Genomic DNA, 2,633 nt, shown 5'->3' with positions numbered 1-2,633 from the left:
GCTCCCGGGGGCCGAGCGGGGTGCCGTCCGCGCGGAAGAAGGGAAGCCGCTCCGCGTCGCCCCCGCACCAGGCGCGGAGCCCGTGCACTACACCGTGGGGAAGCACGCCTACTGGATGCCGATGCCGCTGAGCTTCGTCCTGATCGGCTTCTTCCTCTGGCTGGCGGAGAACATCGCCACGTACGCCGGCGCCTGGCGCTACCCCTACCAACTCGACGGCTGGGAGCCGGTGTCGGTGCAGAAGTTCGGCGCGTGGGCGCTGCTGGTCAGCGTGTTGTGCGTGCTCGGCGCCGCCGTGCACCACCGGGCCGGGCCCCGCCCCGTCCGAGCCGGGGGCCGGGTCAGTCCTCGGGGATGACGTTGCCGTCCTCGTCGAGCGCGAGGTGGATGCGGGCGGGGTCCTGGCTGTTGACGTCGGACGGGCGCGGTCCCTCGGGCCCGTCGGGGCCCCAGCGCACCAGGCGGCGGGTGCGGACGATCTGGTAGACGGTCCCCTGGAACTCCAGCCGGTTGACGCGTCCGGCCCGCAGGGTGTCGGCGGCATCGGCGTACGCGGCCAGCCGGGCGGCCCGCCGGTCGGCCGGGGCCTTGCCGCCCCGGGCCCAGGTCCGGGCGTCGGTCTGCGGGTCGGCGTCGTCGGGGATGTGTCCGCGCAGCCGCGGCCACATCCAGGTCAGCGCGAAGTCCAGCGACCGCCGGGCGGCGTGGGCCGACTCGTGGGGGCCGCTGACCGGCCTCCAGCCGCCGGCGCTCTGCTCCGCCACCGTGAACGACGCGGGAAGCAGCAGGACGTCCGGGTGGGTGTCCAGCGCCCGCCGGGAGTCGGCGCGCACGTCCCCGGGGAAGCGTTCACCCGCGTAGCACAGGTCGCGCAGCGCCAGCCGCTCGACGGCCTGGGTGGGGGTGACCGGTGCGTCCGGGTCCAGGACCAGGCCGTCGTCGATCTCCGGCCCCTTCGCGGCGCGGTCCCAGTCGGGTACGGGCGGCTCCGGGTCGGTGGGGCGCGGCTGTTCGATGCCGCCGGGGCCCGAGGCGGCGTATTCCTCGGCGCGCACGATCCGGTACCGGGTGCCGGCCGTCTCCAGGTCGTCGACCCGCTCGGCCTCCAGCCGGGCGACCGCCGCCAGCAGCGCACGCCGCTGCGTCCTGTCCCGCGCCTCGTCCTTGGCTCGGTACCACAGACGCGAGTTCAGCGCGTCACGGGCCTGCTGCGGGCAGCCGGCCGTCACCGCGACGGTCACCCGCCAGCGCGGCCCGTCTGCGGAGCCCTGCTCGGCCACCCCGAACAGCGGGCCGCGCACGACGACGTCGCCCGCCCGCCGCACGGCGTCGACGGCGTCGGCCTCCATCGCGGCCTCCACCGGCTCGACCGGTACCCGTACCACCATCGGCCGCGACCCGCCCGGCCCCGCTACCCCACGGTCCATGCCCTCATCCTGGCCGCCGCGGCACGGCACCGTCCCGGATTCGCCGATTCCCCCCGCCCGGACGCGTCTGCGGGGATACGGTCCGGGTGGGGTGCGTGCCGGGAGGGTGCGTGGCGGGAAGCCGCGTTCGCTAGTGCTGTGTCCGGAAAGGTTGGCCGGGGCGCGGCGTCCGGTGCGGTGCATCGCAAGGCGGAGGACCACGGCTCGTACTGGACGTACTTGCGCGGTCCGACAACGCAGCGAGGTGCCGTGCCGGGCGCCGCGACCCGGTGAACCTTTGCGGTCACAGCACTAGGGGAGCGCGTCGGTCACTCCGTCGACGATCATCATCCACATCGGCTGCCCGCCCGTGCCGAACGCCGAGGCCAGGGCGTAGCCGATCGCGGCGTCCGCCGGGCGGGTCTCCGCGCCCTCCCGCCATTCGGCGATGACCGTCTCGTCCCCGTCGCAGGAGAAGTCGCCCAGGTGTTCGCCGTCGCGGGTCAGCCGGCTGCTGGGGACCGAGTCCGGGACCAGGCGGTAGTCCGTCCCGTCGTACCGCACGTCCACCCGGTACGAGCGCCTGCTCAGCCGGCCCTTGCCCGGCCTCAACTCGGCTTCCAGGCCGTCGATCCACAGGCGCAGGGCGGCCGGGTCACGCGTGCCGATGGCGATGTGGGGGTCCGCCTCCGCCGCCGGGTCTCGCTCCAGGACGACCCGGGGGATCGCCTCTCCCTCGACCTGGAGTCGTTCCTGGCCGTCCTGCCGGACGGTGATCCCGCCGAAGCGCGTGTCCTCGATGGGTGCTCGGTCTACGTCGTCGTTCACAGTGCCCCTCACTCCGAAGACCATTGAGCCACACGCGTCTGACCAGGCGGCAGGCGGGGCCCGGCGGCGTCAGGCCTGCGCCGCCGTCGCGGCGGGGATGTCGACGCGGGCGGCCCTGCGGGCCGGCCAGAGCGAGGCGAGCAGCGCGCCCGCCAGGGCGAGGACCACGCCGAGCGCGAGGCGGCCCCAGGGCAGGACCAGCGTGTAGCCCGCGACGCTCTCCTGGAGGGTGCGGCCGAGCGCCCAGCCCAGGAAGACCCCCAGGGCCGTGCCGAGGGTCGCGCCGAGCCCGCCGAGGAGCAGGGCCTCCAGGCGGATCATCCGGGACACGCCCGCGCGGTCCACCCCGAGGGCGCGCAGGGTGCCGATCTCCTTGCGGCGTTCGAGGACGGACATCGC

4 protein-coding genes are annotated in these 2,633 nt (G+C 75.2%); 1 reads left to right on the top strand and 3 read right to left on the bottom strand.

Translation table 11 applies throughout. From position 1 onward, the window contains the following. Nucleotides 1–358: DUF817 family protein (locus AB0D66_RS34435; protein ID WP_362311082.1), on the top strand; the 358-nt coding region annotated here is incomplete at its 5' end. Here the strand turns inward: AB0D66_RS34435 and AB0D66_RS34430 are convergent. From AB0D66_RS34430 to AB0D66_RS34420, 3 genes are all read right to left on the bottom strand, one after another. Then, nucleotides 342–1,427 carry a DUF5954 family protein gene (locus AB0D66_RS34430; protein ID WP_362311081.1) on the bottom strand — a complete coding sequence of 362 codons (1,086 nt, stop codon included), beginning with the start codon at nucleotides 1,425–1,427 and terminating at the stop codon, nucleotides 342–344. The two genes, AB0D66_RS34435 and AB0D66_RS34430, sit on opposite strands and share 17 nt — an antisense overlap. A gap of 291 nt (nucleotides 1,428–1,718) precedes the next feature. Then, nucleotides 1,719–2,234 carry a hypothetical protein gene (locus tag AB0D66_RS34425; protein ID WP_362311080.1) on the bottom strand — a complete coding sequence of 172 codons (516 nt, stop codon included), beginning with the start codon at nucleotides 2,232–2,234 and terminating at the stop codon, nucleotides 1,719–1,721. Nucleotides 2,235–2,303: 69 nt separating this feature from the next. Continuing rightward, nucleotides 2,304–2,633, bottom strand: a 330-nt coding sequence (locus tag AB0D66_RS34420) for an ABC transporter permease (protein WP_362311079.1), incomplete at its 5' end; no start/stop codon positions are given.

Source organism: Streptomyces sp. NPDC048270, assembly GCF_040652335.1.
Classification (GTDB): domain Bacteria; phylum Actinomycetota; class Actinomycetes; order Streptomycetales; family Streptomycetaceae; genus Streptomyces.
This window is presented reverse-complemented; position numbering and strand designations above follow the sequence as displayed.